Below are 3,178 nucleotides of genomic sequence, written 5' to 3' on the forward strand. Positions count from 1 at the left end.
GGGGTGGCATCCGTGGTCGGGGATCATCGGGCCGAGCGACCTCCGGCGTCGCGGGTGTCAACGGGCCAAGTGGCACCCCGGCGTCGCGGGCGTCGCGGGCGTCGCGGGCGTCGCCCGAGCCGGGTGGGGATCCGCGGTCCGGGGTATCACCGGGCCGTGTGGCACCCCGGCATCGCTGGGCCGGGTGGCAATCTCGGTCGGGGTTATCTCCAGGCCGGGGGCATCCGGCGTCGCGGGCGTTGCAAGCGCTCCCGGCGCTCTGCGGGATTGGCTGGACCGGTGCGGTTGTTGCCGCGACCCCCAATCAGGGGAGTTGCGGGACGCCTGCCGGGTCCAGGGGCCAGGCCGGGTTGTGGGTGATCTCCCACAGGTGGCCGTCCGGGTCCGTGAAGTAGCCCAGATACCCGCCCCACTCCGCCGCGCCGCCGGCCTTCACCAGAGTTGCGCCGGCCTGGACCGCTGAGCGCAGTGCCTCGTCCACCGCCGCCGGGCTTTCCACGTTTATCGCCAGCATTGTGCCGCGGAAGTCGGCGGCCGGGTTCGGTGGTGGCTGGCGGGTCGGCAGGCCCGCGTCTGCCGTGATGTCGTCGGTCGCGACCAGGGACAGCAGACCGCCGGCGGTGTGGAAGAAGCTGACCACGCCGGGCACCGAGGCCGTCGACAGCCGCCAGCCCAGGGACTCGTAGAACTCGGTGGCTCGGGCCACGTCGGCCACGCCGAGGGTGGCCAGGCTGACTCGGGCAGGAACGGACATGGCAGGAAGTCTGCCACTTGTCCGATCTTGCCCGGGCCGTACCCCTGGCTCAGAAGGTGTGTTCCTCCGCCGGGAACTCACCGCCGCGGACCTCGTCCGCGAACTGCCTGGTCGCTTCGGTCAGGATGCCCGACAGGTCGGCGTAGCGCTTCACGAAGCGCGGCGCCTTACCCTCGCGCAGGCCCGCCATGTCCTGCCAGACCAGCACCTGCGCGTCCGTGTCCGGGCCCGCGCCGATGCCCACCGTCGGGATGGTCAGTTCCTTGGTGATCTGCTTCGCCACCTCGCCGGGCACCATCTCCAGCACCACCGCGAACGCGCCCGCCTCGGCCACCGCGCGGGCGTCGGCGATGACCTCCTCCGCGTCGCTGCCGCGGCCCTGTACGCGGTAGCCGCCGATGGTGTGCTCGCTCTGCGGGGTGAAGCCGATGTGGGCCATGACCGGGATGCCCGCGCCGGTGAGCGCCCGGATCTGGTCCGCGGTGCGGCGGCCGCCCTCGAGTTTGACGGCGTGGGCGCCGCCTTCCTTCATGAAGCGGACCGCGGTGCGCAGCGCCTGGGTAGGGCCCTCCTCGTACGAGCCGAACGGCAGGTCGCCCACCACCAGGGCCGTCTTCGTCGCGCGGACCACTGCGCGTACCAGGGGAAGCAGCTCCTCCGTGGTGACCGGGAGGGTCGTCTCGTAGCCGAAGACGTTGTTGGCCGCGGAGTCGCCGACCAGCAGGACCGGGATGCCGGCGCGGTCGAAGATCGCGGCCGTGTACTGGTCGTAGGACGTCAGCATCGGCCAGCGGTCGCCGCGTTCCTTCGCGGCGATCAGGTCGCGGGTGCGCACCCGGCGGGTGGCGGGGCCCCCGTACAGGGTGGGGATCTCGGACATCTCTGTCTCCTTCCCTCGAGGCCGCGGTGTGCGGTCCCCGGGTCTGCCCCAAATCGTCGCACCCGGCACGCCGCACCGGTCAGGGTTCAGTGGAGCCGGTCACACCCCTTCCCGGAAGCGGTTGGTGATCGGCAGACGGCGGTCGCGGCCGAACGCCTTGATGGAGATCTTGGTGCCCGGCGCGGACTGCCGGCGCTTGTACTCGGCCAGGTCGACCATGCGCAGCACCCGGTCCACCAGCGCGGCATCGTGGCCCGCCGCGATCAGGTCGTCGCGGCCCTGGTCGCCGTCGATGTAGCCGGCCAGGATCGCGTCCAGCACGTCGTAGTCGGGCAGTGAGTCGCTGTCCACCTGGCCTGGGCGCAGCTCCGCGCTGGGCGGCTTGGAGATCGAGTTCTCCGGGATGGGGGAGTCGGCCTGGGTGTTGCGCCAGCGGGCCAGCTTCCAGACCATCGTCTTCGGTACGTCCTTGAGCGGGTTGAAGCCGCCGACCGAGTCGCCGTACAGGGTCGAGTAGCCCACCGCCAGCTCGCTCTTGTTGCCCGTCGTCAGCACCAGGTGTCCTTCCTGGTTCGACAGGGCCATCAGGATGACGCCGCGGACCCGCGCCTGCAGGTTTTCCACTGCCAGACCGGAGAGCGACATGTTGGCCAGGAAGGCGTCGACCATCGGCTGGATCGGCTCGCTGCGGTAGTCCAGGCCGGTGCGCTTGGCCAGGTCCGCCGCGTCGTCGCGGGAGTGGGTGGACGAGTAGCCGCTGGGCATCGAGACGCCGACCACGCGTTCCGGGCCGAGCGCGTCGACGGCGATCGCAGCGACCACCGCCGAGTCGATGCCGCCGGACAGGCCCAGCACGATCGAGCGGAAGCCGTTCTTCTCCACGTAGTCGCGCAGGCCCAGGGTGAGCGCCGACCAGATCTCCGCCTCGTCGTTGACCCGGTCCGCGATGCCGCCGACCGCCGGGCCGTCGGTGAGCGGGCGCAGCGCTCCGGCGACGGTGACGCGGGTGATGCCCATGGCGTCGTTCGTGCGCTCCTCGACCCGGGGCGCCTCGGCGGCGGGAGCCGGGCCGGGCTCGTTCTCGACCGCGTCGGCCTCGGGCAGCTCCAGGTCGTGGATCAGCAGCTCGGTGGTGAACTGGCCGGCCCGGGTGAGCAGCTCGCCGGCGGCGGTGACGATCATCGAGTCGCCGTCGAAGACCAGCTCGTCCTGGCCGCCGACCATGTTCACGTACGCGATGGTCGCGCCCGCCTCGGCCGCCCGGCGCTTGACCAGCGGCAGCCGGATGTCGTCCTTGTTCAGCTCGTACGGGGAAGCGTTGATGTTGACCACCAGCCCGACGCCGGCCCGCCGGGCCGCGGCGAACGGGCCGCCGGCCTGCCACAGGTCCTCACAGACGGTGAGGCCGACGTCGACGCCGCCGACGCGCACCACCGTCAGCGAATCGCCCGGCTCGAAATACGAGCCCGTGCAGCCGCGAGATGAGCCCCACGACCGCGGACTGGTCCGGCAGCGACCCGTGCAGCACCGTCTCGGGCGGTTCC

General features: G+C 71.7%; 3 protein-coding genes. All 3 read right to left on the reverse strand.

Annotated features, from left to right (window positions below):
* Nucleotides 1–304: 304 nt before the first annotated feature.
* Nucleotides 305–754 (reverse strand): VOC family protein, encoded by a 450-nt coding sequence (locus tag AB0C29_RS40570; RefSeq protein ID WP_360832297.1) that lies wholly within the window; start codon nt 752–754, stop codon nt 305–307.
* Between the two features lie 49 nt (nt 755–803).
* Nucleotides 804–1,634, reverse strand: coding sequence for a 3-methyl-2-oxobutanoate hydroxymethyltransferase (gene panB / locus AB0C29_RS40575; protein ID WP_360548350.1), 831 nt, complete (start codon nt 1,632–1,634; stop codon nt 804–806).
* A 99-nt stretch (nt 1,635–1,733) separates the two neighbouring features.
* The coding region (locus tag AB0C29_RS40580) for an NAD+ synthase (protein WP_360832300.1) at nt 1,734–3,178 on the reverse strand (1,445 nt) is incomplete at its 5' end.

It is taken from the genome of Actinoplanes sp. NPDC048791, from assembly GCF_040650095.1.
GTDB lineage: Bacteria > Actinomycetota > Actinomycetes > Mycobacteriales > Micromonosporaceae > Actinoplanes.

What these genes read in the sequence shown, in the direction of transcription:
- AB0C29_RS40570 (WP_360832297.1), bottom strand. Translation starts at nt 754, where the DNA reads ATGTCCGTTCCTGCCCGAGTCAGCCTGGCCACCCTCGGCGTGGCCGAC.
- panB (WP_360548350.1), bottom strand. Translation starts at nt 1,634, where the DNA reads ATGTCCGAGATCCCCACCCTGTACGGGGGCCCCGCCACCCGCCGGGTG.